A 22689-nucleotide genomic window follows, 5' to 3' on the forward strand; every position below is an offset into this window, starting at 1 on the left:
CTTCCGGAAATTTCCGGAAGGCTTTTTTGACTGCCCCTTGAACGCGTCAGCGCATGCCCTTGTCGTAGGGAATACCTTCCGCCTTGGGCGCCCGACTCTTCTTGCTGGTCAGTGCCAGGACCACCATGGAGGCAATGAAGGGCATCATGTTATAGATTTCTTTCGGCCAGTGCAGATCCTGCAGCAGCGGGAAACTGTCGGCGATGTTCGCCATGGCGCGGAACAGGGAGAAGAACACCGCAGCCAGGGCGATGCGGAACGGCTTCCACTGGCCGAAGATCATCACGGCCAGGGCCAGGAAGCCCATACCGGTCACACCCTGTTCGAAGTTCCACTTGGAAATGGCGGGGACGATGTACGCCATGCCGCCGATGCCGCCCAGGAAGCCGGAGAACATCACGCCGGTATACCGCATCCGGTAGACGTTGATGCCGACGCTGTCCGCGGCCTGCGGATGCTCGCCGCAGGAACGCAGGCGGAGACCCAGGCGGGTCTTGTACAGGATAAAGTAGGCTGCCAGCAGGAGGACGATTCCGACCGGGAGGAAAACGCTCAGCTCCAGTCCGCCGATGGAGAACAGGTAGGGAAGGTTGCTGAAATCCAGCTGCGCGGAGTTACCGCCGGCAACCCGCTTGGCGATGACCATCGCGATGGCGGTGGCCAGGATATTCAGGGCGGTACCGCCGATGGTCTGATCAGCTTTCAGGTTGATGGATGCGAAACCGAGCAGCAGCGCGTAAATCAGTCCGGCGCCTCCGGCGATCAGGATGGACAGGATGATGTTGACAGCCGGGGAGAAGGTGAGGAACTTGGCCGCCAGCACGCCGGCCAGGCCACCGATCACCATGATACCTTCCAGCGCGATATTGATAATACCGCTGCGCTCGGAGAACATGCCGCCCAATGCCACCAGCATCAGCACCACGGAATACAGGAAAGTAAATTTGATCAGCAGCAGCATCAGATGATCCCTCCCTTCTGCTTCCGGGTAAAGAGCCGGGCAATCCGGTTCTTGAACAGCATCATGAAGGCGCACAGGTAGATGATCACGCCGGAGATGATACTGGCCACTTCCTTCGGGAAGATGCTCTGGTCCATCTTGGTACCGCCCATCGTGATATGGGAGATGAACAGTGCGGAGAAGATGGAGCCGATCGGATGACTGGATGCCAGCAGTGCTACGGAGATACCGTTGAATCCGACGGCGGGAAGCGCGGTGGAATCCTGCGGGTTCCACTGCACGCTGCCGGACAGGCAGTACAGTGCGCCGCCCAGGCCGGCCAGCGCGCCGGCAATTGTCATGGACAGGATGATGTTACGCTTTTCGTTAATACCGGCGTACCGGGCTGCGGTTTTGGAATGGCCGCAGGCCTTCAGTTCATATCCGAATGTGGTCTTGTTCAGCATCACCCACAGGATGACTGCAATGATCACGGCGAAGAAGATCGCGATGGTGGCGGGCTGGACAAAGTACCGGGAGCCAAGCTCGCTCAGGTCGGGAATCTTCGACTGCGGGGAGATTACATCCAGCCGGAACGTCTTGCTGTCGTTCGTGGAGAACATGATGCTGTTTCCGCCGCCGTACATGATTGTATTCACACCGTACAGGCCGATCCAGTTGAACATGATCGAAGTAATGACTTCATTGACGTTGAAGTATGCCTTGAAGAAGCCCGGGATCGCACCCCACACGGCACCAAAGAGGATCGCTGCCAGCATGCAGATGTACCACGGGAGCTTCAATACAAGGGAGAACACCAGCGCTCCGAATACGCCCAGGGTGAACTGGCCGGCGGCACCGATGTTGAACAGGCCGGTTGTGAACGCAAACGCGACGGAAAGGCCGGTCATGATCAGCGGAGCCGCATCGGCGATTTCATTCCGCGGGCCCAGCGGTTCATCGCCCATGCTGTACCAACCGCCCTGCAGAACGGCTTTGAAGCCTTTGTTATAGGCGTCGGACAAGACGTCACCCAACGTAAACTCGTAGCGCTTGAGCATGACGCTCCGGATTGCGTCTGTAAACAGCGCAACGCTCTCTTCACTGCTGTTTTCATCCACTGCGGCAGCTGCTGCGGTGATCTGCTCGTCTGTGTAGAACTTGACGCCGCTGGGATTGTCATTCAGGATATGCAGCACCACATCGGTCAGTTCACCGGCGCCGTACTGTCCTTTCAGGTGGGAAAGGACATCGTCCCCGATTTCTCCGCCTTCCAGGTATTTCCTGACGCGCAGCATATCCGCCCGCGGATACTGGCCTGAGGTGTAGGCTTCCGCATTTTTCTGGTAGGTGTTGTTCTTATCGATATAGGCCAGTGAGAACAGCACCACAAAACCGATCACCAGACCGATGAGCACGCACAGCAGGGCAGACAGGATTGTGCGGCTGCTGGCACGCAGTTTACTGAAGAACATCGGGCTGCACCTCCTTATCCTGCCGTTTGGCGCCTGCCATATACAGGCCCAGTTCCTGTACGGTTGTGGTACGGGGATCAAACTCGCCTACGATCTCGCCTTCATACATCACCAGGATCCGGTCGGAGAGGTTCATTACTTCGTCCAGTTCCAGGCTGACCAGCAGCACGGCTTTTCCGGCATCCCGCACGCCGACGATCTGCTTGTGGATGTACTCAATCGCGCCGACGTCCAGGCCGCGGGTCGGCTGGACTGCGACCAGCAGGTCGGTGCCCCGGTCGATTTCCCGGGCAACAATGGCTTTCTGCTGGTTGCCGCCGGACATGCTCCGCACGATGGTGATGGGTCCCTGGCCGCTGCGGACGTCATACTGCTCAATGAGCTTTTCAGCATAGCGCCGGACCTCGTCTTTTTTGATGAACCCGTGCTTCTGGAAAGCCGGTTCCCAGTACCGCTGGAGCACCATGTTTTCCTCCAGCGTGAAATCCAGCACCAGACCGTGCTTGTGCCGGTCCTCCGGAATATGGCTGACGCCTGCTTTCGAACGGTCCCGGATAGACATATGCGAGATGTCCTTCCCGTTCAGCAGGATGGTGCCTTCACTCATGGTGTCCAGTCCGGACAACGCGGCAACGAACTCGGTCTGCCCGTTCCCCTCAATGCCGGCCAGGCAGACGATTTCGCCTTCCCGCACCTCAAAGGACACGTCGTGCACCACGTTTTTCTTGTGGATTTTGCTGGGGACAGTGACGCCTTGTACACTCAGGACCACCTTTCCCGGCGTGCTCTCTTTCTTGTTCACGGCGAAGGATACGTCACGGCCGACCATCATCCGGCTCAGTTCTTCCTTGCTGGTTTCGGAGATGTTCACCGTGCCCATGTATTTGCCCTTCCGCAGTACGGTGCAGCGGTCGGATACTGCCATGATTTCGTTCAGCTTATGGGTGATGAAGAGGATGGACTTGCCTTCTTTGGCGAAGTTCCGCATGATCTCCATCAGTTCGTCGATTTCCTGGGGAGTCAGCACGGCGGTGGGCTCGTCGAAGATCAGGATATCGTTGTCCCGGTACAGCATCTTCAGGATTTCCACGCGCTACTGCATACCAACGGAAATGTCCTCGATCAGGGCGTCCGGATCCACACGCAGGCCGTACTTCTCGCTGAGGCTGATCACCTTCTTGCGGGCTTCCTTTTTATTCAGGATTCCCATCTTTGTATCTTCCGCGCCGAGAATGATATTATCCAGCACGGAGAATACCTCCACCAGCTTGAAGTGCTGGTGGACCATGCCGATGCCGAGCGCATTGGCATCGTTGGGGTTCCGAATATTCACCTTTTGCCCGTCCTTGTAGATTTCACCGCTGTCCGGCTGGTACAGGCCGAACAGGACGCTCATCAGTGTGCTCTTGCCGGCGCCGTTTTCTCCCAGCAGCGCGTGGATTTCCCCGCGGCGCAGCTGCAGCGTGATGTTGTCATTGGCTTTGATGCCGGGAAAGGTTTTGGTGATATTCCGCATCTCTATGACGAAGTCGTCCAACCGAAGCGCCTCCCGTTCCGGAACATTTCCGAAGATTCAATTGCCTGGGATATAAAGAAAAAGGCCCGCAGTGAGAACGCTGCGGGCCGGGAAACCGGATTACTGGATGTAATTCACAGTGGCGTTGGTCACAGCGGGAGCGTTTTCCGTATCGTTGCTCACAACCACTTCACCGCTCTGCACGGCGCCGTAGATCGCAGCGTAGTCTTCCGCAGTGAAGGTGGCAAAACGCCAGGACGCTTCAGCAGTGGGCAGGCCGACATAGTCGCCTTCCTGCAGGGAGTAGTTCCGGACCTGGCCGCCGACAGCTTCCCAGTTGCCGTTGAACAGGTCAGCCAGCAGGGACTCGGTCACGTTCTGCAGGCCCTTCATGGCGGAGGTCACGATGCAGGGATCGATGTAGTACTGGTCAACGTCAACACCGATGACCTTGCCGTTGTACTTGTTGGCAGCTTCAACAGCGGAGGTGTAGATGCCGCCGCCGCAGGCGAACACGATTTCGGTGCCGGTGGAGTACCAGCCTTCCATTTTGGCCGTGATCGCGGCGTCACCGAAGAACTGGCCGCCGTAGGTGTAGTTGATCTCGATCTGCTTGTCGAGCTCGGCAGCCGCCTTGTCAGCGCCCTGCACGAAGCCGTAGCCGTAACGGATAACAGCAGGAACCGCCATGCCGCCCAGGAAGCCCAGCTTGGTGTAGCCGTCCTTCACAGCCGCGTAGCCGGCCAGGAAACCAGCCTGCTCTTCGGAGAAGGTGACGCATACAACGTTTGCAGCGGGCTCAACATAGTTGGTATAATCCACGGTCAGGTCACCGGCGGAAACGTCCACAGCGATGAACTTCACGTCCGGATATTTGTCCTGCGCGGTCACCAGCGTGGCGCCGAACAGGTAGCCGGGCATAACGATGACGGAAGCGCCTTCGGTCACAGCCTGGTCAATGCTCATCAGGCGGGCGTCAAGGCTGTCAGCGTTGGGCTGATAGTAGGTGTATTCCACATCGTTCTCGATTGCGAAAGCTTCGACAGCCTGCCAGCAGGCCTGGTTGAAGCTTTCATCATCGATGGTGCCGACGTCGGTAACCAGGGCGATCTTCTCACCTTCCGCCAGGGCGGAAACGCAGCCAAGGATCATGACCGCGGCCAGAAGAACAGCAAAGAATTTTTTCATATAAGAGATCTCCTTTCGATATTCGGCTTTTCGCCTTTTGGTACAGGTATTATACCAAAAACCGCCTGTCAATAAAAGACATTTTGTCAAAATGATTTATTTTTGTTTTTTCGCAAAACTTTTGCAACAATTAGCGTTCCGCCTTTTCGATGGCTTCCCACAGGCCGTTCAGGTAGGCGGCGCCGAGGGCGCGGTCATACAGGCCGTAGCCGGGGCGGCCCTGTTCGTCCCAAATCATGCGGCCGTGGTCCGGACGGATGTAGGTATCCGGAATCGTGTCGTGGATTGCCTTCATGATCTCATACAGGTCCAGGTCGCCGGTTTCGGACAGGTGGGACGCTTCCCGGAAGTGGTGGTAGCCCAGGTACTTCACGTTGCGCACGTGCATGGCGCCGATGCGGTCCATTTCGCCGAAGTGGCGGATGATGGCGGGAATATCGTTGTCCGGGTTGCTGCCCAGGGAGCCGGTGCACAGGCACAGGGTGTTGGCGGGGCTGTCATGCAGCTTCACCATCTTGTCGAAATCCTCCTGGCTGTGGGTGATCCGGGGCAGGCCGAAGATCGGCCAGGCGGGATCGTCCGGGTGGCAAGCCATGCGCACGCCGACCTCCTCGCACACCGGGATCACGGTGTCGAGGAAGTACTTGAAGTTCTTCCGCAGGTCGTCCGGGCCGATGTTCTCATACTGCTTCAGCGTGGTTTCCAGCAGGGCCAGGCGTTCCGGCTCCCAGCCGGGCAGGGTGAATCCCTTGCTGCCCGCGGCGGTGCGCTTCACGATTTCCAGCGGGCCCATTTCGCCCAGGTCTTTCTCGTCGAAGTACAGGCTGTTGCTGCCGTCCTCCGGGATGATCCGGGCCAGGTCGGTGCGCAGCCAGTCGAACACCGGCATGAAGTTGTAGATGATCACCTTCACCCCGTGCTTCGCGAGCATCCGGATGGTGGAGATGTAGTTGGCAATGTACTCGTCCCGGGAGGGAACGCCGAGCTTGATGTCCTCATGGACGTTCACGGACTCGATGACCTCGATCTCCAGGCCGGCCTCATTCACTTCCTTTTTTAACGCGGCGAATTCCTCTTCCGGCCAGTCCACGCCGGCGGGCTTCTCCAGCAGGCCCATCAGGCCGGTCATGCCCGGGATCTGTTTGATGTACTTCAGCGGGATCGGGTCGGTTTTGCTGCCGTACCAGCGGAATGTCATTTTCATGGGGATATTCCTCCTTATATTCCTGGATTGTATGGAATGATTATATACCCCGCGGGAGGGGGTCGTAAATGGAGAAAAAGCATGAAAATATGCGCATCTTGTCTATTTTGGCAAATCGTTGTATCATTCTGGGGAAGGAAAAAACCGGAATATGGGAAAAGGAGACGGGAATATGCGCAGGGTCATCTGGATTGTGCTGGACAGCGTGGGCATGGGCGAGGCGCCGGACGCCGCGGATTTTGACGACGTCGGCTGCAACACCATCGGCCATATCATGGAGGCGTATCCGGACCTGAAAATTCCGAACATGCGCCGTATCGGCTACGGAAATATCGACGGAATGCAGGGTGTGAAGCCCGTGGAAAAGCCGGAGGGCGCCTTCGGGCGGCTGAAGGAAATGAGCGCCGGCAAGGATACGACCATCGGCCACTGGGAGATGGTGGGCATCTATACGCCGAAGCGCCTGCCCGTATATCCGGAAGGTTTCCCGCAGGAGATTATCGACGAGTATATCCGCCGCACGGGCGTGCCGGGCATCCTGTACAACGGCGTCGCCTCAGGTACGGCGATTATCAACGAGCTGGGCGAGGAACACCGCCGGACGCGGAAACCGATCATCTACACCTCGGCGGACAGCGTGTTCCAGATTGCCTGCGACGAAAGCATCTATCCGCCGGAGGAGCTGTACCGGCAGTGCCGCATCGCCCGCGAAATCCTCACCGGGGACCATAACGTGGCGCGGGTCATCGCCCGTCCCTTTGTCAGGGAAGGCGATACGTTCGTCCGCACGGCCAACCGCCGGGACTTCTCCCGCAAGCCGGAACCGGATAACCTGCTCACCCGCCTCGTGGAAGCCGGGCAGACGGTGTACGCCGTAGGCAAGATCGAGGACATCTTTGACGGCGAGGGAATCACCGAAGCCATCCACACGAAGGACAACATGGACGGCATGGACCGGACGGCCGCGGCCCTCGGTTTTGTGGAGCAGGGCCTCATCTTCACCAATCTTGTGGAGTTCGATTCCGCCTGGGGCCACCGGCGGGACGTGAAGGGCTACGCGGAAGGCCTGGAGGCGTTTGACTGCCGCCTGGGCGAGCTGATGGCGCTGATCGGTCCGGAGGATATGATCCTGATCACCGCGGACCACGGATGCGACCCGGCCTTCAAGGGCACGGACCATACCCGGGAATATGTGCCGCTGCTGCTGTATGGCGCGGGAATCAAACCGGGCGTCAACCTTGGGACCAGCGAAACCTTCGCGGACGCGGGCGAAACCGTGCGCGTGCTGCTGGGCCTCAATGAATGCGGGAAGGAATACCCCGCCAGCCCGCTGCCGGTCGGACGGGACCGGAGCGCGGATATCATCCGGGAGTGATCGGCATGGCATTTTCGTTATTTAAACGGAAAGACCCGGCGCCGGCGCAGCCGGCCTATGACCGGGAAAAGCTGAAGCCCATGATCCGCTGCAGCATCTGCACCGGGGAACAGGTAGCCGGTTTCCGGCACCTGGAGGACGGCCGGTTTGAGGAGGTCATGCTGATCCGCGGAACGGAGGATCTCGTGACGTTTAAAATGAAGTATGGCATCACGGGCGAAATTGAGAAATTCTACTGACCGGCGGAAGGAGAAATGCGATGGGACTGTTTCACAGAAAGCCCCGGGAGGAACGCAGGCGGCGGGGACCGACCCGGCTGCTGGGCTTCCTGCTGGTGCTGGCAATCGCCGCCGCGGTGCTGCTGGGCACAGGCATGATCCGTACCGGCATCACGGCGAATATCACGGCGTTCGGACTGAAGGATATCGGCGAACTGGCCACCCAGTCCGGATACTTCACCAGCGTGCAGACAATCCAGTCCAACCGGGAGCTGTTTGGAATTGAGATTCCCCTCAGCCGCAGCAACTATATCTTCAGCTATGACGGCACCATCAAGGCGGGCCTGGACTTCGGCGATATTGACGTCTCCGTGGACGACCTGCAGCGGAAAATCCGCATCCGGCTGCCGGAAATCAAAATCCTCAGCACCGAGATCGATGAAAGCAGCTTCAAGCTCTACAACGAATCGGAAAACATCCTCACGCCCCTGCGCATGTCGGATGTGAACCAGGCCCTGGCTGAGTTGAAGCTGAAAGCCCGCGAGACCGCGGAAGCCCACGGCATCATGGATAACGCCCGGGAAAACGCGAAGGTGCTCATCCGGGGTTTCCTGGCCGGCTGCTATGACCTGACGCTGTACTCGGTGGAGTTTGAACAGGCGGAGGGAGGCACAAAATGAGAAGGCGGGAAGAATACCAGGGCAGGCACGCACGGCCGCACCGCCGTCACCGCCCGTTCCGGAAGCTGAAGCTGATCATCGCACTCCTCGTGATCGCGGTTGCCCTGCTGTACCTGGCGCTGCTGCTGAACCGGGACTGGGGAAGGCAGTCGACCACCTCGGCCATTCCGGTACTCTGGACTGCCGCGGAATCCATCCTGCACCGTATTGCCTGAAGGGCATGAAAAAAGACCCGCGTAAAACGCGGGTCTTTTCATGTGCTCAGAAGAAGAAGGTTCGCCGCAGGTACGCGGACAGGGGCGGAATGAAGCTGGCGATGAACAGGAACAGTCCCACCAGGCAGAACCCGGCCACGCAGTACAGGCTCCACAGGAACATCGGCTGGCCGAAGGTGATGTGCGCGAAGAACTCGATGAGCATGAAGCTCAGCCCGATGGCGATCACCAGCAGGCTCATCAGCCGCAGGCGGCCCTGGGTAAGGTACCGCATCAGCGCCACGCCGGTCAGCGTCATGATGGCGACGATTCCGGTAACCGGGAAGGCGAAGGACAGGAACCAGTTTCCGCCGGTCTTTGCGTTCATGTACAGCAGGAAGCCGGCAATGCAGGCAAAGTCGATCGGCAGGAAGATCATCGGGCGCCAACGGGGGAACTGCAGCGGCAGGAACACCAGCACCCAGACGAGCGCCAGGCTCATCAGCACGATACCGGACCAGGAGGCTTCTCCGAATTTGTTCAGACAGTAGATCAGGCAGCTCAGGCCCCCGACGACCATGATGGTTGTCAGCAGCCAGAGGATCAGGTACCGGCCGTGCCGCGGTTCCGGATCCGGGTACCGGTCGGAATATCGGGCCCGCACCGCGTTATCCGGCATCGGGGTGGTGACCACCGGCGTATGGCACAGCGGACATTCAGTCACACTTTCTGATAATTTAACCCCGCAATGTATACAGTACATACTTACTCACCTCTGTAAGCAATCATCGCTTTGATATGTTTAGTGCGATCGTATGCTTCTCATTTCCGTTCATTGTCTTCAATTTCCACCGGGATGCCCAGCTCCACCAGGCGGGAGAAGAACAGCCGCTCCAGCTCCGATTCCTGGATGCCCCGGATCATGCTGATGTAGGTTTTGCCTTCATAGCTGACCACGGAGCAGTTGTTCGGGTAGGAGTACTGTACGCCGATGATGAACTCAAATCGCTCGATATACGGGCGGATGGATTCCGGCACGGTCAGCTGCCCCATGCTCGACAGGTTCAGGCAGCCCTTGCTTTCGCCGCTGAGCGCGTAGACGATGCGCATCGGAATGCGTTTGATGCACAGGGGAATCAGCCGGATCAGCGTGTTCCGCTGCAGGACCACGTTGGTGGTCACCCGCCCGGCCATCCGCTGGGGAATCGTCTCCGCCGCGAGCTGGTGGTACATCAGGCGGCAGATTTCCTCGTGGCTGTATTCGCCCAGCTTCGGGTCGAACCCGATGTTCACCGCCAGGGCGAAGTTGCGCATGGTGTCCAGCCCGAAGGTCTTCCGCAGGTTCACGGGAATTGTGATCTTCACGGGCTTCAGGCGTTTGGGCGGTTTTCCTTCCATATCCTGCCGGTCGCGGACGGCTTCCGCCAGCACGGCGGCCAGGTAGGCGGTAATCGTAACGCCCTGTTCCTTTGCCTTGGCCTTCAGCACGTCCGTGGGCACGATGCCCATCACAATATGCCGGTACTGGTCCGTTTCCGGGTTACCGCTCAGGCGGTAGGCGTTGGCTTCCGCCCGGCCGATGGCGCCGGGAGCGTCGCACAGCAGGAAGCAGTCCCGGGTTTCCTCCGGCTTCGGCGGTTCCTGCCAGTCCACGATGACGCCTTCCGCCGGGATTTCCTTTCCGGTTTTCAGGGACAGGTACCGGGCGGTGAGGTTCTGCAGGAAATTGATGCCGCCGGTTCCGTCCGTCACGGAATGGAAGAACTCTACGGCAATGCGGTTTTCATAATAGAAGATTCGGATGCAGCAGGTTTTCAACTGTTTCCGGCTCATGTGCGTGAGGGGATAGGCGTAGTCCAGCTCGGCCTTCGGGGCTTCCGGGATGGTTTCGAGGTAATACCAGAAAAAACCGGCTTTGAGGCGCACGAAAACCGTCGGGAATCGGGGCCTCAGGTCTGCCGCCGCCTGGCTGAGCAGGTCCGGATCCACCGGTTCCTTCAGGGTGACCGCCACCCGGAACACGTTATTCCAGTTCTTTCGGATAATGGCCGGAAAAATCAGCGCCGCGTTATCCAGCCGGTACCACTGCCGTTTCATTGCACCCTCGGATCAGACATATTTGCGTTTCCAACGCTGCCTGGATTATACCACATCCGCGGCGCGGGAACAACAAAGGCGGCTTTTCGGCCGCACAGGTGGCGGAAGCGCCGGAAACATGATAGAATAAACAAAAAAAGGAATACGGGGGACGAAAAGATGGGAAAGAAGACCTGGAAAAAAACGGTTTGCGCCCTGCTGGCTGCAATCCTGCTGCTGGCCTCCATGCCACTGGCCGACGCGGAGGAGCCCCACGGGGACGGAAACGGCATCCTGTCCCGGCCGCTGCTGGCTTCGCTGTATAAATGGCTGGACGGCATGGACGGGAACTTCCGGGCTTTGCTGACGTTTGACGAGATCAGCAACGCGGTCGGGAAATGGGGCTGCCTGAAGGAAAAATCCGGCGAGGATACCCATGCCGCATACTGGACGGACGGGGAGGACTATGTGACCGTCACCTTCCGGAACCGGGACGGATACTGGGGCGTTACCTCGATCGCAACGGACCTGCCCCGGGAGGTATATCTGGCGGCGGATGCTTCCTTCCTCCCGCCGGTGGGCAACCGGGAGGCGGGCAGCAGCCCGGCGGAGCCGGTGACGATGGCCACCCAGGTCAAATCCTCCGGGGAGGAAGCGAGCGTGACGGTGCAGCTGCCGGCGGAAAACTGGTTCGCGAAGGAAAGCTTCGGGGAGCTGCGGTACCTGAACGCGCCGGATGAATCGAAGGTCAGCGGCAATTCCTCCGGGCTCCGGCTGTCCTTCTGGTCGGACGAAGAAGCCCTTCGGGCCGAACAGGAAAAGGGCGCGGAGAACCTGGCGGACGCGGAGAGCCTGTACATCCTGGGCATGGAGATGAAGGGAACCACCTATACGAAATACGGGATGGACATGACGGATTACACGGCACAGCTCGGGGAGAACCTCTTCCTGCGCATGAGCGTGTACCAGATGGACCTTTATCCCGGCAGCGAGGCGGAGGCGATTGTCCGCAGCCTTTCGGTGCAGTGCGGGGATTTCAGCTTTTCCTATGAGCCGCTGGGCTGGGATGATGATCCCGGGGCAGAACCGGTATTGGGCGGTTCCGCGTTTTCCATGGACTATATTACCGGCAGCAAGTGGGCGGCCGACGGGGTGATCCGGCTGGAGGAAAAGCCGGGTGCGATGATGGTCTACAACAATTTCAGCGTGGAGGAACTGGCGTTCTCCCACGATATGGAATCGGACAAGTACTACAGCTACCTGGATTTCGATATCCGCGTGGCGGACGTTGGAACGGATACGCAGTTTCCGTTCCTGCGGATGTGGATTACCATGTACACACAGGAATCGTTCATGGATATTACTTCTGTCACTTTTACCACGGGCGGCCGGGACTATACTTTCTCCGGGTTGTCGGATGAGGAGAATTTCATCGAGGATGAAGGTGAATTCCAGCAGGACATGCTGATCCTGTTTGATGACAGCAGCCTGCCATTCCTGTATGACCTGGAGATCAGCAAGCTGCTCGGGGAGGAAAGCTTCAAAGCGGTGTTCCACGGAAGCCGGGACATTGAAGCAGAGCTGGGCCCGAACTTCTGGAATATCTTCTCCGTATACTGGGACCTGTACCAGAACAGCGGGGCCGCGGAATGCCTAGACGGCTTTGAGGGAACGGAAATGAAATCGGAGCTGGCTTACTGAGGCCTGCCCGATACCGGAATATTCAGGTGAAAAAAGAAAAATGAGGCGGTTCCGCCTCATTTTTTGTCGTGGATGTTTTTGAGCGTGAATCCCAGCACCGATCCGGTGATTCCGCCGATGATGTGGGACATCTGGGAGATACTGTCTTGTTGGGTAATGCCCTGCCACACCTGCTGGCCGATATACAGCAGTGCCACCAGGATGAATGTGACCGGGATTTTGTGATCCTCTTTCGCGGTGATCGAGCCGATCAGGATGAAAGCGAATACGACGCCGCTGGCGCCGAGCAGCATGACCCGCGGGAAGAAGATCATCGAGACAATGCCGGTGACCGCGGCGGTCACGAGAATGATGATTGCGGTGTTTTTTGCGCCGTACTTCTCCTCAATCATGGGGCCGAGGATCAGGATGTACATCAGGTTGCCGATCAGGTGGTCCCAGCCAGCATGACCGAACACATGCCCGATGCAGCGGACCCAGGTGAGCGGGTCCAGCAGGGACGCGCCGTACACGCTGAAAACCGCCCGATTGGATGCTCCGCCCGTGATGACGTTCAGGATCTGCGCGATTACGCAGACGGCCGCAAAGCCCAGGATCACCGGTGCGTTGAACGAGATGCCGATCCGCTTTTTCGGGGTGCTGTACATTTCCGATTCCTCCCGGAATTAAGAAACGAACTGGTAAATGGTGAACGCGGCGTAGATGGCCAGCAGCAGGATGCCCTGCCATCTCTGCAGCCGGCCCTTCAGCAGGGTCGGGATGCACAGGATGCCCATCACGCCGAGCATGACCGGCAGGTCAATGATCAGCGAGGAGTTCATGCCGGCAATGGTTTTTTCCGCGGGAACGGCGAAGGGCGAGATCGTGATGGCCGCGCCACTCACCAGGATGATGTTGAACAGGTTGGCGCCGATGACGTTGCCGAGGGACAGCGCGCCGTGGCCTTTGGCCAGGCTCGTAATCGCAGTGATCAGCTCCGGCAGGCTCGTGCCCAGGGCCACCATGGTCAGGCCGATAACGCTGTCCGGTACGCCCAGTGCCTGGGCGATCAGGGTGCCGTTGTCCACCAGCAGGCGGGCGCCGAAGGCGATGGCCGCCGCACCGATGACCAGCAGCAGGATTTCCTGCCACAGGGGCTTCTGCTTTTCCTCCGCCGCTTCCGTTTCCGCCCCGCCGGCGTCATCCGCCGAATCGGGGTGCTTTTTCATATACAGGACCGACCAGGTCATATATCCGGCGAACACGCACAGGTACGCGATGCCGATCCAGCGCTCAAAGGCGCCGTGGGTCCAGGCAACCAGTGCGTAGGAAATCGCGGCAGCGAAGAAGAATACGGTGGGCAACAGGAAGGATTTCGCGTTGACCTTGCCGGGGCGGATGGCCACGGTGAGGGCAGCGATGAGGCTCGTGTTGCAGATGATGGAGCCGATGGCGTTTCCGTAGGAGATGCCGGCGTTATGTTCCAGCGCGGCCTGGGAGGAGACCATGACCTCCGGCAGCGTCGTGCCAATGGAAACCACCGTCGCGCCGATCAGCAGCTCCGGCAGGTGAAACCGGCGCGCGATGCCGACAGCGCCGTCCACAAACCAGTCGCCGCCCTTGATGAGCAGTGCGAAACCAACCAGGAAAAGGAGTACGGGTACAAGCATATTCATTCCTCCGTCCGGCCCCGCGGGGCCAATTCCGTCCATGGGTGAGCATAGCGGCCTGCGGGCAAACCGTAAACCGCTGAATCCGCAAAATAAACCGGCTTATTTTCTCTGAATCGGGGGATCAGTCTGCCGGCTCGTCCCCGGGATGGGCGCCCCAGATATACTGCTCCAGCTCGCTGACGACGCTGCTGTCGTCCGCGCTGCCGGAGGGCAGGTCGCCCGTGAGCGCCTTGGAGAACTGGGTTTCATACAGCTCCTGGTATACACCGCCGGCGCACACCAGGTCCTTGTGCTGGCCGCGCTCGACGATCTGCCCGTCGCGCACCACCAGGATTTCGTCCGCCGCGAGGATCGTGCTCAGCCGGTGGGCGATCAGGATGCTCGTGCGGCTGCGGATGATCGGGTCGATGGCGTCCTGGATCTTCTGCTCTGAGATGGAATCCAGGGCGGAGGTGGCCTCGTCGAAGATGAAGATTGTGGGATTTTTCAGCAGCACCCGGGCAATGGACAGGCGCTGCTTTTCGCCGCCGGAGAGCTTGAGGCCGCGGTTGCCGACCATGGAATCCAGCCCCTCCGGCTGGTTCTGCACAAACTCCCAGATATTGGCCTTCTTCAGGGCTTCCTCCATGTCCGCCTCGGTGGCGTCCGGGCGGGCATAGAGCAGGTTGTCGCGGATGGAGCCGTTGAACAGGTAGGTCTCCTGGGAAACGACGCCGACCTGGGAGCGCAGGTAGTCCAGGTCCAGCTTCCGCACGTCCGTTCCGTCCAGTGTAACGGAGCCGGAGCCGACGTCATACAGGCGCGGGATCAGGTTGATGATCGTGCTCTTGCCGGAGCCGGACGGGCCGACGATCGCGATGCTGCGGCCGGCCTTCAGCGTGAAGCAGATATCCTTCAGCACCGTGCGTTCCGGCTCATACCCGAAGGTGACGTGGTCGAACACCAGGTTGCCCTCGGTATGGGCGGGGATCACCGCGTCCGGCGCGTTCTGGATTTCCACCGGGATGTCGAAGTACTCAAAGATGCGCGTGAACAGCGCCATGGAGCGGATCCAGTCCACCTGGATGTTCAGCAGGCTGTTCACCGGCATGTACATCCGCCCGAGCAGCGCCACCAGCACCGTGATATCACCGATGGTGAGGTTATGCCCGTATTTGATCATCAGCAGGCCGCCGACAAAGTAGATCAGCATCGGGCCGATGCTTGTGAACGTGGACAGGATCACAAAGAACCAGCGGCCGGCCATGCGCTCGCGGATGTTCAGCTTAATCATCCGGCCGTTGGCGTTTTCATACCGCTCGTACTCGTATTTCTCCTTGCCGTAGAGCTTGGAGAGCAGCTGGCCGGAAACGGACAGCGTTTCGTTCAGGATGCCGTTGATCTCGTCGTTGCAGGCCTGGGATTCGTTGGCGTATTTCCAGCGGGTTTTGCCGGCCCTGCGGGTGGGCAGCGTGAACAGCGGAACGACCACGATGCCGATCAGCGCGAGGATCCAGTTTTTCTGGAACATGGCGATCATCGCGATCACCAGCGTGATGACGTTGGAAAGGATGCTCGTGAACGTATTGGTGATCACCTGCTGCACGCCGTCGATGTCGCTGGTCATGCGGGTGATGATATCGCCCTGGTTGTTGGTGGTGAAGAAGCGCTGGGACATCTTCTGCAGGTGGGAGAACATCTGGTTGCGCATGTCGAAGGTGATGTGCTGCGCAATCCAGGTGTTGATGTAGCTTTCCGCCACGCCGATCAGGTTGGACCCGAGGGTGACCGCCAGGGACATCAGGATGTAGAACACCAGCGCCCGGAGGTCGCCCTTCACCAGGCCTTCGTCGATGATTTTACCGGTGAGGATCGACGGAAGCAGGGAGCAGAAGGACGCCGCCGCGATGCATACGATCACCAGCAGCAGGTGCTTCCAGTAAGGCTTCAGGTAGGAGAACACCCGGATCAGCAGTTCTTTGGTTACCTTCGGCTGCTGCTGTTTCTCCTCCTCGGTCAGGAATTTGCCCATCGGCCCGCCGCGCATTGCCCGCGTCATGCGAATCCCCCGTTTCATATCAGTCTGTTTCTTTCAGCCATCAATATAAACCGGACGGGACTTCGCGTCAACACTGAATCCGGAAGCCGAAGACGGACGGGAACTGTACAAACCCGCCGGAAACCCATATAATATAGGGAGCAATCCATACAGAAGCGCGAATAAAGGAGACCCGTTATGAACGAGATCAGATGCCCCAACTGCGGCAAGGTTTTCCAGGTGGACGAGGCCGGCTATGCGGCCATCGTGGCGCAGGTGCATACCGAGCAGTTTGACAGGGAAGTGGCCGAACGCCTGAAAGCCGCGCAGCGCGAGCTGGAGGCGCGCCGGCAGGCGGACGCCGCGGAGGCGGCCAGCCGCCACCAGCAGGAAGTGGCGCAGAAGGAGCAGGAGATCGCCCGGCTGCAGGAGCAGGCGAAGAGCCTGAACGATGCGAAACAGAAGGAAATGGAAGCGCTCCGCGCCACGGAAGAGATGCGCCGCCAGCGGGAGCTGGATGAAAAGGAACGGCAGATCATCGAACTCCGGAACAGCGCGAAGGCCTTTGAGCTGGACAAGCAGCTGGCCGTGAACACGGCGGTGCAGAAAAAGGATACGGAGATCGCCGAGCTCCGGGTGCAGATTGAGCAGGAAAAGCAGAATGCCGCCGGAAAACTGCAGACGATGCAGGAAAACCACCGGCATGAGGTGACCCGCCTGGAGGAGGAAATCGAGCGCTACCGGGATTTCAAGCTCCGCCAGTCTACCAAGATGATCGGCGAGGACCTGGAGCAGCACTGCCTGAACGCCTTCAACCAGGTGCGCATGATGGCGTTCCCGCGGGCGTATTTCGAGAAGGACAACGAGGTCATCGGCGGCACGAAGGGCGACTTTGTCTACCGCGAGGAAACGGAAGACGGAATCCCGCTGCTGTCCATCATGTTCGAGATGAAGAACGAGGCGGACGCGACGGAGAAGAAGCACGCCAATACCGACTTCCTCGACAAGCTGGACAAGGACCGGCAGAAGAAAGACTGCGAGTACGCCGTCCTCGTCACGATGCTGGAGCCGGACAACGAGCTGTACAATGGCGGCATCGTCACCGCCTACCAGTATGAGAAAATGTATATCGTGCGCCCGCAGTTCTTCATCCCGCTGATTTCGCTGCTGCGGAACGCGGCGCTGGCGAACCTGCAGACGCGGCGGGAGCTGATGCTGGTGAAGCAGCAGAACCTGGACGTGCAGCAGTTTGAGGCGGCGCTGGTGGATTTCCGGGACAAGTTCGGCCGGAACTATGAGCTGGCCAGCAAGCATTTCTCTTCCGCCATCGATGAGATTGACCAGACGATCAAACACCTGGAGAAGGTGAAGGATTACCTCACCAAGTCCGAGAACCAGTACCGCCTTGCGAACGACAAGGCGCAGGACCTGTCCATCCGGAAGCTGACAAAAGGAAACCCGACCATGCAGGAAAAGTTCCGGCAGGCCGGGATCGAACCGGACAAATAATTCACTTCAGTCCTGTCAGGGGCGTATTCCGAGCAGCTGCTCCGCTTCGGCGCGGGTGATCAGCTCCGCGCTCAGACGGTGGGGCAGGCAGATCACCATGTTCCAGAGGGCGCGCTCCTCGCGGTTGGAGAGGGTGACCTCGCCTTCGCCGATGCAGTCATGCCCCTCGCAGTTGGCCTCTTCCATCCAGAACCCTTCGGGGGTCAGGTGGAGTACATTGATATATTCAGAGCCGTCCGGCAGTACCTGCCGGATGGTTTTTGTATACTCACCCTCCGGCGGCAGCGGCAGCAGCCCGGCGGAATATGACAGGGTCACCAGCACATAGGCGATGGCCGGGTCATCCTCCGCAATCTCATACAGGAAGGGATGTTCGTCCTCCGGGGCCGCGGTTTCCGCGGGAGCTGCGGTCTCCGCCGCGGCAAAGCAGCCGGATAGCAGCAGGACCAGCGCGAGCAGGACGGTGAAAATGCTTCGTTTCATCATATAGGCTCCGTTCAGGGGATCAGCCAGTCACCCGCGCCGGAGGTTTGGATGACCTGGCGGTCCCGGGTGATGAAGACGGCTTCGATGCCGTCCAGGCTTTCGATCAGGTTCACGCCGTCCGTTTCACCCAGGACAAACGCCGCCGTGGAGAGCGCGTCGCCCTCCATGGAGCTTTCCGAGAAGATGGTGACGGAGGCAAGGGAATTCTGTACCGGCCAGCCGGTTTCGGCGGAGAGCAGGTGGTGGTACCGGACGCCGTCCAGGTCAAACCCCCGCTCGTAGATACCGCTGGTGACGGTGGACCCGCCGGTGTTGCGGGCTTTCAGCATGTAGGCGCCCTGCGCCCCGCTGATATCCTGGATGCCGACGGTCCAGTCAGACCCGTCCGGCTTCCGGCCGATGGCCACCACGTTGCCGCCGAAGGAGAGGATCGCGTGCCGGATTCCGCGCTTTTCCAGGTATGCTTTCACCTGGTCGGCGATATATCCCTTGGCGATGCCGCCCAGGTCGATCATCATGCCTTCCGGCAGGGTTACGGTGTTTCCGTCCAGCGTCAGGCGGGTCCAGTCCACGAGGGCCGCGGCCTTCGCGATTTCACCGGCGTCCGGGAGGACCGCCTCCCCGGACGTGAAGTTCCACAGGGTGGACGCCGGGGCGATGGTGACGTCAAAAGCGCCGCCGGTCTTCCGGGCGATATCCAGCGCGCAGCGCAGGATTGCGGCGGTGTCGTCGGACACCTCCACGGGCGCGCCGTTCGCGTGGTTGATGCGCCATACGTCGCTGCCTTCCACGGTGCGGGAGAGGATCTGCTCATACCGGCCGCACTCCTCCAGCGCGTCCTTCAGCGCCTGGACGTCCTCCGTATAGGCGGACAGGGTGATGACCGTATCCAGGTAGAAACCCACCTGGGAGATCCGTTCGGGTGTTTTTTCCGCGCTGCAGCCGGCGCACAGCGCCAGCATCAGGGCGGTCACCAGCGCGAGGAACGCGCGTTTTCGGTTCATGTGTTTTCCTCCGGGTCCTGGTTTGTATGAATATGAAGCGCCTTGAACACCCGCTCGGTGATGATGCCGGTGAGGCAGCCGACGGCCGCGCCGATGCCGGCCAGGATGGGCAGGTAGGTGGTCAGCAGCATGGGGGTCTGCATCATGAGGCTCGCCATCAGGATCTGTCCGGCGTTGTGGGAGACCGCGCCGCCCAGCGAGGTGCCGGTGATTCCGCGGATTTTGCCTTTCCGGATCAGGACGTACAGCACGGCGGAGGCGATGCAGCCCAGGGAAATCAGGATGACGGCCAGCAGGCGCTGCCCCCGGGGATTCGGCGTCCGGATCAGCAGGAAGATAACCGACGCAAGGGCGATGACGGCTGCGGCAAGCGCGCCGCGGCCCGGCTTTTTCCGCACCAGCAGCATCACGGCCAGGCTCAGCACGCCGCCGGCCAGGCTGTACAGGATCGCGGAGAGGGAGCCGAACAGGAAGCCGGAAAGCAGCACTTTGGTCAGCATCAGCAGGATGCAGCTTTTGACGTCCATCAGGTACACGGCATACAGCAGCACCGTGTTGGCCAGCCCCAGCTTGATGCCGGGAACAAAGCCGCCGAGGAGGGCGGAAAGCGGGATTGCGCGGTCCATCAGGCCCAGGATCAGCGCCAGGGCAGTCAGCAAACCAAAGCGGGCGATCCGCTGCGTCTGGGGTCTCACCGGGGTCCCTCCTGTCTGTTTTTCGTGTTCTGTTATTATATCTGTTTTGACGGTTTCCGGCAACCGATGACCAAAATGACAATAATTGAGCAGCAAATGTTTGCAATTGATCAATAATTGCGAAATAACAGTAATTGCATTGACCGCCCTGTCAAAATAGCAGTAAAATATTCCGCACAGAAAAAATACATTCTGTCCAATTTCCCAATTTCATACCAGAAAGGATGAGGAATCCCATGAAAAAACTGGTAGCTCTGTTCCTGTCCCTCTGCCTGGTGCTGGGGATGACGGCCTTCGCGTCCGCGGAAGCGAAGACGGCGTCTGCCCAGGGCTTCGGCAGCGAAGTCAAAGTGGAAGTCACCGTGGAGGACGGCAAAGTGACCGCCCTGACCGTGGATGACTCCGGTGAGACCTATACCCTGGCCGGCTTTGTCCGTGCCGAGACCGTTGAAAAGCTGATTGACGCCATCGTGGCGGCGGGCGGCGTGGACGGTGTCGACACCGTAGCCGGCGCGACTGTTACCCAGAAGGCTGTTCTGGAAGCTGTGGGCAAGGCCCTGGCGGACAACGGCGAACCCGCCGCGGAACTGGCTTTCACCCCCGGTGAATACGAAGTCACCGCTTACGGCTACAACGGAAACGTGACCGGCAAGGTTACCTTCTCTGAGAGCAAGCTGGAAAACGTTGAAATCGTATCCTCCATGGAAACCGGCCATGTGGGCACGGATGCGTTCAGCATCATGATCCCCGAAATGATCGCGGCCAACGGCTCCGGCGTGGACGGCGTTTCCGGCGCGACCTTCTCCGGCCGCGCGCTGCGCGAGATCGTGAACGGCGCTGCGGAGCAGGCTGGCTGCACCAACCTGGATGCTTTCAAATCCAACAAGATCGAGCATACCGCCGGCGAACCCATTGAAAAGACGGCGGATGTGATCGTTGTCGGCGGCGGCGGCGCCGGTATGGCGGCGGCGGCCCAGGCGACCCAGAACGGCATGTCCGTGCTGGTGATCGAAAAGAACGCGGAAGTCGGCGGCAACACGCTGGTTTCCGGCGGCCAGTTCCAGTCCGTGATGCCCTACCTGGTATGGGATGCCAATGATCCCGATGCCACCGAAGGCGTATACGGCCGCACCGGCGAGGCCCATGAGAAGATCAAGGCCAAGCCGGGCACCATCGACGTGCTGAAGAACATCCTGAACTGGAGCGAAGAGCCCTTCGATGAAGAGTTCTACAAGACCAATGAATTCGTCGCCGGCGACGATGTGGAGCTCGCCAAGCACGGTGTGCATGCCGAGTACCTCCCCGTCCTGCAGGACCTGAAGAAAGAAATCCAGGCGTATCTGGACTGGGCGCAGCCCAAGCTGGATGCCGGCATTCCGGAAGACCAGCTGACCCTGTTCTCCACCCTGAACCTGCACATCTTCCAGACCTACTACGGCGGCCTGCGCCAGACTGCGGACAAGTCCGAATGGATCTACGGCAACGTGGACCTGGTGAAGCAGTTTGTTGAAGACGGCCAGGGCCTGAAGGAGTGGCTGGAAGATATGGGCGCTGACTTCAAGCACACCCAGCCCACCCTGATCGGCGCGCTGTGGTATCGTGAAAACGAATACACCAGCCCCGACGGCAACTGGACGCCCTACTTCAAGGGACCGCTCTCCGTGATCGGCGAGGAGAACGTCATGACCCGGACCACCGCTACGGACCTGATCGTCGAGGACGGCAAGGTCGTCGGCGTGAAGGCTGAAATGTATGACGGCACCCAGGTGACCGCCCGCGCCAACAAGGGCGTTGTGCTGGCCACCGGCGGTTATGCCGCGAACATCGACCTGGTCCTGCGTGACAACGCTTACTGGGATTCCGCGTACCTGACCAAGTCCACCAAGACCACCAACCGTTCCTCCCAGATGGGTGACGGTATCACGATGGCCCAGGCGGTCGGCGCGGATGTGACCGGCATGAACTTCACCCAGCTGATGCCCATCTCCTGGGTGGACAACGGCAACCTGGCCTTCGGCAGCGGCACCTATGCCTGCTGGGTCAGCCCCATCGACGGCCAGCGCTTCGTGGACGAAGGTTCCGAACGTGACGTGCTGTCCCTGGCGGAATTCCGCAACGGTATGGAACTGAACGGAACACCCGGTGTGTTCATTGAGTTCTTCCGCGCGGATCAGTACATTCCGGGCCCGCCCACCGCGCAGCTGCCCCTGGACGAGTTCCCCGGCCGTTACTACAAGATCAAGTGCAACGAAGAAGAGCTGAGCAAGGTTCTTGCGAAGCCCGAATTCGCGAACGTCCAGACCGATGCCGCTACCATGCTGGCGACCGTGAAGGCCTATGACCAGGCAGTTATCGAAAAGGCCAACACCGGTTCCGCGGACTACGGCAAGGTCGGCAAGCAGGTTGCGGACTATCCGATCGGCAATACCGAGAAGGATGAGAACGGCAAGTACCTGCCCGAGACCTACGACCTGGACAACACCGTTGTGTTCGTCCGCCTGATGGCGCCTTCCACCCACCACACCATGGGCGGTATCGTGGTTGATACCGAACGCCATGTGCTGGACACCGAAGGCAACATCATCCCCGGCCTCTACGCCGCGGGCGAAGTCACCGGCGGTATCCACGGCGGTAACCGCCTGGGCGGCAACGCGATCGTTGAGATCTTCGTTTCCGGCCGGACTGCCGCGAACACCATCGCTGAGGAAAACAAGTAATCCCGGTTTCCCGTCCCCGCCGCGAAAGCGGCGGGGACTTTC

General features: G+C 59.7%; 19 protein-coding genes and 1 pseudogene. 7 read left to right on the forward strand and 13 right to left on the reverse strand.

Annotated elements, in window-relative coordinates:
* Nucleotides 1–46: 46 nt before the first annotated feature.
* The 5 genes and pseudogenes from JNO48_08910 to uxuA form a co-directional block, all read right to left on the reverse strand.
* Nucleotides 47–961, reverse strand: a complete 915-nt coding sequence (locus JNO48_08910; GenBank protein ID QTE67325.1) for an ABC transporter permease — start codon at nucleotides 959–961, stop codon at nucleotides 47–49.
* Nucleotides 961–2001, reverse strand: a complete 1041-nt coding sequence (locus JNO48_08915; protein ID QTE69729.1) for an ABC transporter permease — start codon at nucleotides 1999–2001, stop codon at nucleotides 961–963. The genes JNO48_08910 and JNO48_08915 overlap by 1 nt, the downstream gene beginning before the upstream one ends.
* A gap of 400 nt (nucleotides 2002–2401) precedes the next feature.
* Nucleotides 2402–3931, reverse strand: a pseudogene (locus JNO48_08920) (ABC transporter ATP-binding protein).
* 120 nt (nucleotides 3932–4051) lie between these two features.
* The gene (locus JNO48_08925; GenBank protein ID QTE67326.1) at nucleotides 4052–5119 is read right to left on the reverse strand and encodes a BMP family ABC transporter substrate-binding protein; all 1068 of its coding nucleotides are present in this window, start codon (nucleotides 5117–5119) and stop codon (nucleotides 4052–4054) included.
* A gap of 130 nt (nucleotides 5120–5249) precedes the next feature.
* Nucleotides 5250–6323, reverse strand: coding sequence for a mannonate dehydratase (gene uxuA / locus JNO48_08930; GenBank protein QTE67327.1), 1074 nt, complete (start codon nucleotides 6321–6323; stop codon nucleotides 5250–5252).
* A gap of 172 nt (nucleotides 6324–6495) precedes the next feature.
* Between uxuA and JNO48_08935 the strand changes: the two genes are divergently transcribed.
* The 4 genes from JNO48_08935 to JNO48_08950 are packed head-to-tail and all read left to right on the forward strand — an operon-like array spanning nucleotide 6496 to nucleotide 8811.
* Nucleotides 6496–7698, forward strand: coding sequence for a phosphopentomutase (locus JNO48_08935; GenBank protein QTE67328.1), 1203 nt, complete (start codon nucleotides 6496–6498; stop codon nucleotides 7696–7698).
* A gap of 5 nt (nucleotides 7699–7703) precedes the next feature.
* Nucleotides 7704–7937: an aspartate dehydrogenase gene (locus JNO48_08940; GenBank protein QTE67329.1), complete on the forward strand. Its 234-nt coding sequence runs from the start codon at nucleotides 7704–7706 to the stop codon at nucleotides 7935–7937.
* 20 nt (nucleotides 7938–7957) lie between these two features.
* A complete protein-coding gene (locus JNO48_08945) occupies nucleotides 7958–8596 on the forward strand; it encodes a DUF4230 domain-containing protein (GenBank protein ID QTE67330.1) in 639 nt (212 codons plus the stop codon).
* Nucleotides 8593–8811, forward strand: a complete 219-nt coding sequence (locus tag JNO48_08950) for a hypothetical protein (protein QTE67331.1) — start codon at nucleotides 8593–8595, stop codon at nucleotides 8809–8811. The genes JNO48_08945 and JNO48_08950 overlap by 4 nt, the downstream gene beginning before the upstream one ends.
* Before the next feature lie 46 nt (nucleotides 8812–8857).
* Here the strand turns inward: JNO48_08950 and JNO48_08955 are convergent, their stop codons facing one another.
* Complete coding sequence (locus tag JNO48_08955) at nucleotides 8858–9514, reverse strand: hypothetical protein (GenBank protein ID QTE67332.1); 657 nt, start codon at nucleotides 9512–9514, stop codon at nucleotides 8858–8860.
* A 98-nt stretch (nucleotides 9515–9612) separates the two neighbouring features.
* Entirely contained in the window at nucleotides 9613–10887 is a 1275-nt protein-coding gene (locus tag JNO48_08960) for a hypothetical protein (GenBank protein QTE67333.1), read from the reverse strand.
* A 159-nt stretch (nucleotides 10888–11046) separates the two neighbouring features.
* Here JNO48_08960 and JNO48_08965 point away from each other — a divergent pair, with 159 nt between their 5' ends.
* Nucleotides 11047–12567, forward strand: a complete 1521-nt coding sequence (locus JNO48_08965; protein QTE67334.1) for a hypothetical protein — start codon at nucleotides 11047–11049, stop codon at nucleotides 12565–12567.
* Between the two features lie 56 nt (nucleotides 12568–12623).
* On the opposite strand, the gene JNO48_08970 is transcribed toward JNO48_08965, so the two are convergent.
* The 3 genes from JNO48_08970 to JNO48_08980 all read right to left on the reverse strand — a co-directional run bounded on the left by JNO48_08970 (nucleotide 12624) and on the right by JNO48_08980 (nucleotide 16245).
* Complete coding sequence (locus tag JNO48_08970) at nucleotides 12624–13214, reverse strand: rhomboid family intramembrane serine protease (GenBank protein QTE67335.1); 591 nt, start codon at nucleotides 13212–13214, stop codon at nucleotides 12624–12626.
* Nucleotides 13215–13232: 18 nt separating this feature from the next.
* Nucleotides 13233–14216, reverse strand: a complete 984-nt coding sequence (locus tag JNO48_08975; protein QTE67336.1) for a calcium/sodium antiporter — start codon at nucleotides 14214–14216, stop codon at nucleotides 13233–13235.
* A 124-nt stretch (nucleotides 14217–14340) separates the two neighbouring features.
* On the reverse strand, nucleotides 14341–16245 hold the full coding sequence (locus JNO48_08980; protein QTE69730.1) for an ABC transporter ATP-binding protein: 1905 nt from the start codon (nucleotides 16243–16245) through the stop codon (nucleotides 14341–14343).
* Nucleotides 16246–16434: 189 nt separating this feature from the next.
* Between JNO48_08980 and JNO48_08985 the strand changes: the two genes are divergently transcribed.
* The gene (locus tag JNO48_08985) at nucleotides 16435–17745 is read left to right on the forward strand and encodes a DUF2130 domain-containing protein (protein ID QTE67337.1); all 1311 of its coding nucleotides are present in this window, start codon (nucleotides 16435–16437) and stop codon (nucleotides 17743–17745) included.
* A gap of 15 nt (nucleotides 17746–17760) precedes the next feature.
* On the opposite strand, the gene JNO48_08990 is transcribed toward JNO48_08985, so the two are convergent.
* Genes JNO48_08990 through JNO48_09000 form a run of 3 tightly spaced genes read right to left on the reverse strand, consistent with a single transcriptional unit; the run spans nucleotide 17761 to nucleotide 19930 of the window.
* Nucleotides 17761–18228 (reverse strand): hypothetical protein, encoded by a 468-nt coding sequence (locus JNO48_08990; protein ID QTE67338.1) that lies wholly within the window; start codon nucleotides 18226–18228, stop codon nucleotides 17761–17763.
* Between the two features lie 14 nt (nucleotides 18229–18242).
* A complete protein-coding gene (locus JNO48_08995; protein ID QTE67339.1) occupies nucleotides 18243–19235 on the reverse strand; it encodes an FAD:protein FMN transferase in 993 nt (330 codons plus the stop codon).
* On the reverse strand, nucleotides 19232–19930 hold the full coding sequence (locus tag JNO48_09000) for a Gx transporter family protein (protein ID QTE67340.1): 699 nt from the start codon (nucleotides 19928–19930) through the stop codon (nucleotides 19232–19234). The genes JNO48_08995 and JNO48_09000 overlap by 4 nt, the downstream gene beginning before the upstream one ends.
* 236 nt (nucleotides 19931–20166) lie before the next feature.
* Here JNO48_09000 and JNO48_09005 point away from each other — a divergent pair, with 236 nt between their 5' ends.
* Nucleotides 20167–22647 (forward strand): FAD-dependent oxidoreductase, encoded by a 2481-nt coding sequence (locus tag JNO48_09005; protein ID QTE67341.1) that lies wholly within the window; start codon nucleotides 20167–20169, stop codon nucleotides 22645–22647.
* The last annotated feature ends 42 nt before the right edge of the window (nucleotides 22648–22689 follow it).

This window comes from Clostridiales bacterium (assembly GCA_017569285.1).
Classification (GTDB): Bacteria; Bacillota; Clostridia; order Christensenellales; family Aristaeellaceae; genus Aristaeella.

Excerpts from the sequence above, each read along its gene's own strand:
- JNO48_08910 (QTE67325.1), bottom strand. The coding sequence starts at position 961 with ATGCTGCTGCTGATCAAATTTACTTTCCTGTATTCCGTGGTGCTGATG.
- JNO48_08915 (QTE69729.1), bottom strand. The coding sequence starts at position 2,001 with ATGCTCAAGCGCTACGAGTTTACGTTGGGTGACGTCTTGTCCGACGCC.
- JNO48_08925 (QTE67326.1), bottom strand. The coding sequence starts at position 5,119 with ATGAAAAAATTCTTTGCTGTTCTTCTGGCCGCGGTCATGATCCTTGGC.
- uxuA (QTE67327.1), bottom strand. The coding sequence starts at position 6,323 with ATGAAAATGACATTCCGCTGGTACGGCAGCAAAACCGACCCGATCCCG.
- JNO48_08935 (QTE67328.1), top strand. The coding sequence starts at position 6,496 with ATGCGCAGGGTCATCTGGATTGTGCTGGACAGCGTGGGCATGGGCGAG.
- JNO48_08940 (QTE67329.1), top strand. The coding sequence starts at position 7,704 with ATGGCATTTTCGTTATTTAAACGGAAAGACCCGGCGCCGGCGCAGCCG.
- JNO48_08945 (QTE67330.1), top strand. The coding sequence starts at position 7,958 with ATGGGACTGTTTCACAGAAAGCCCCGGGAGGAACGCAGGCGGCGGGGA.
- JNO48_08950 (QTE67331.1), top strand. The coding sequence starts at position 8,593 with ATGAGAAGGCGGGAAGAATACCAGGGCAGGCACGCACGGCCGCACCGC.
- JNO48_08960 (QTE67333.1), bottom strand. The coding sequence starts at position 10,887 with ATGAAACGGCAGTGGTACCGGCTGGATAACGCGGCGCTGATTTTTCCG.
- JNO48_08965 (QTE67334.1), top strand. The coding sequence starts at position 11,047 with ATGGGAAAGAAGACCTGGAAAAAAACGGTTTGCGCCCTGCTGGCTGCA.
- JNO48_08970 (QTE67335.1), bottom strand. The coding sequence starts at position 13,214 with ATGTACAGCACCCCGAAAAAGCGGATCGGCATCTCGTTCAACGCACCG.
- JNO48_08975 (QTE67336.1), bottom strand. The coding sequence starts at position 14,216 with ATGCTTGTACCCGTACTCCTTTTCCTGGTTGGTTTCGCACTGCTCATC.
- JNO48_08980 (QTE69730.1), bottom strand. The coding sequence starts at position 16,245 with ATGCGCGGCGGGCCGATGGGCAAATTCCTGACCGAGGAGGAGAAACAG.
- JNO48_08985 (QTE67337.1), top strand. The coding sequence starts at position 16,435 with ATGAACGAGATCAGATGCCCCAACTGCGGCAAGGTTTTCCAGGTGGAC.
- JNO48_08990 (QTE67338.1), bottom strand. The coding sequence starts at position 18,228 with ATGAAACGAAGCATTTTCACCGTCCTGCTCGCGCTGGTCCTGCTGCTA.
- JNO48_08995 (QTE67339.1), bottom strand. The coding sequence starts at position 19,235 with ATGAACCGAAAACGCGCGTTCCTCGCGCTGGTGACCGCCCTGATGCTG.
- JNO48_09005 (QTE67341.1), top strand. The coding sequence starts at position 20,167 with ATGAAAAAACTGGTAGCTCTGTTCCTGTCCCTCTGCCTGGTGCTGGGG.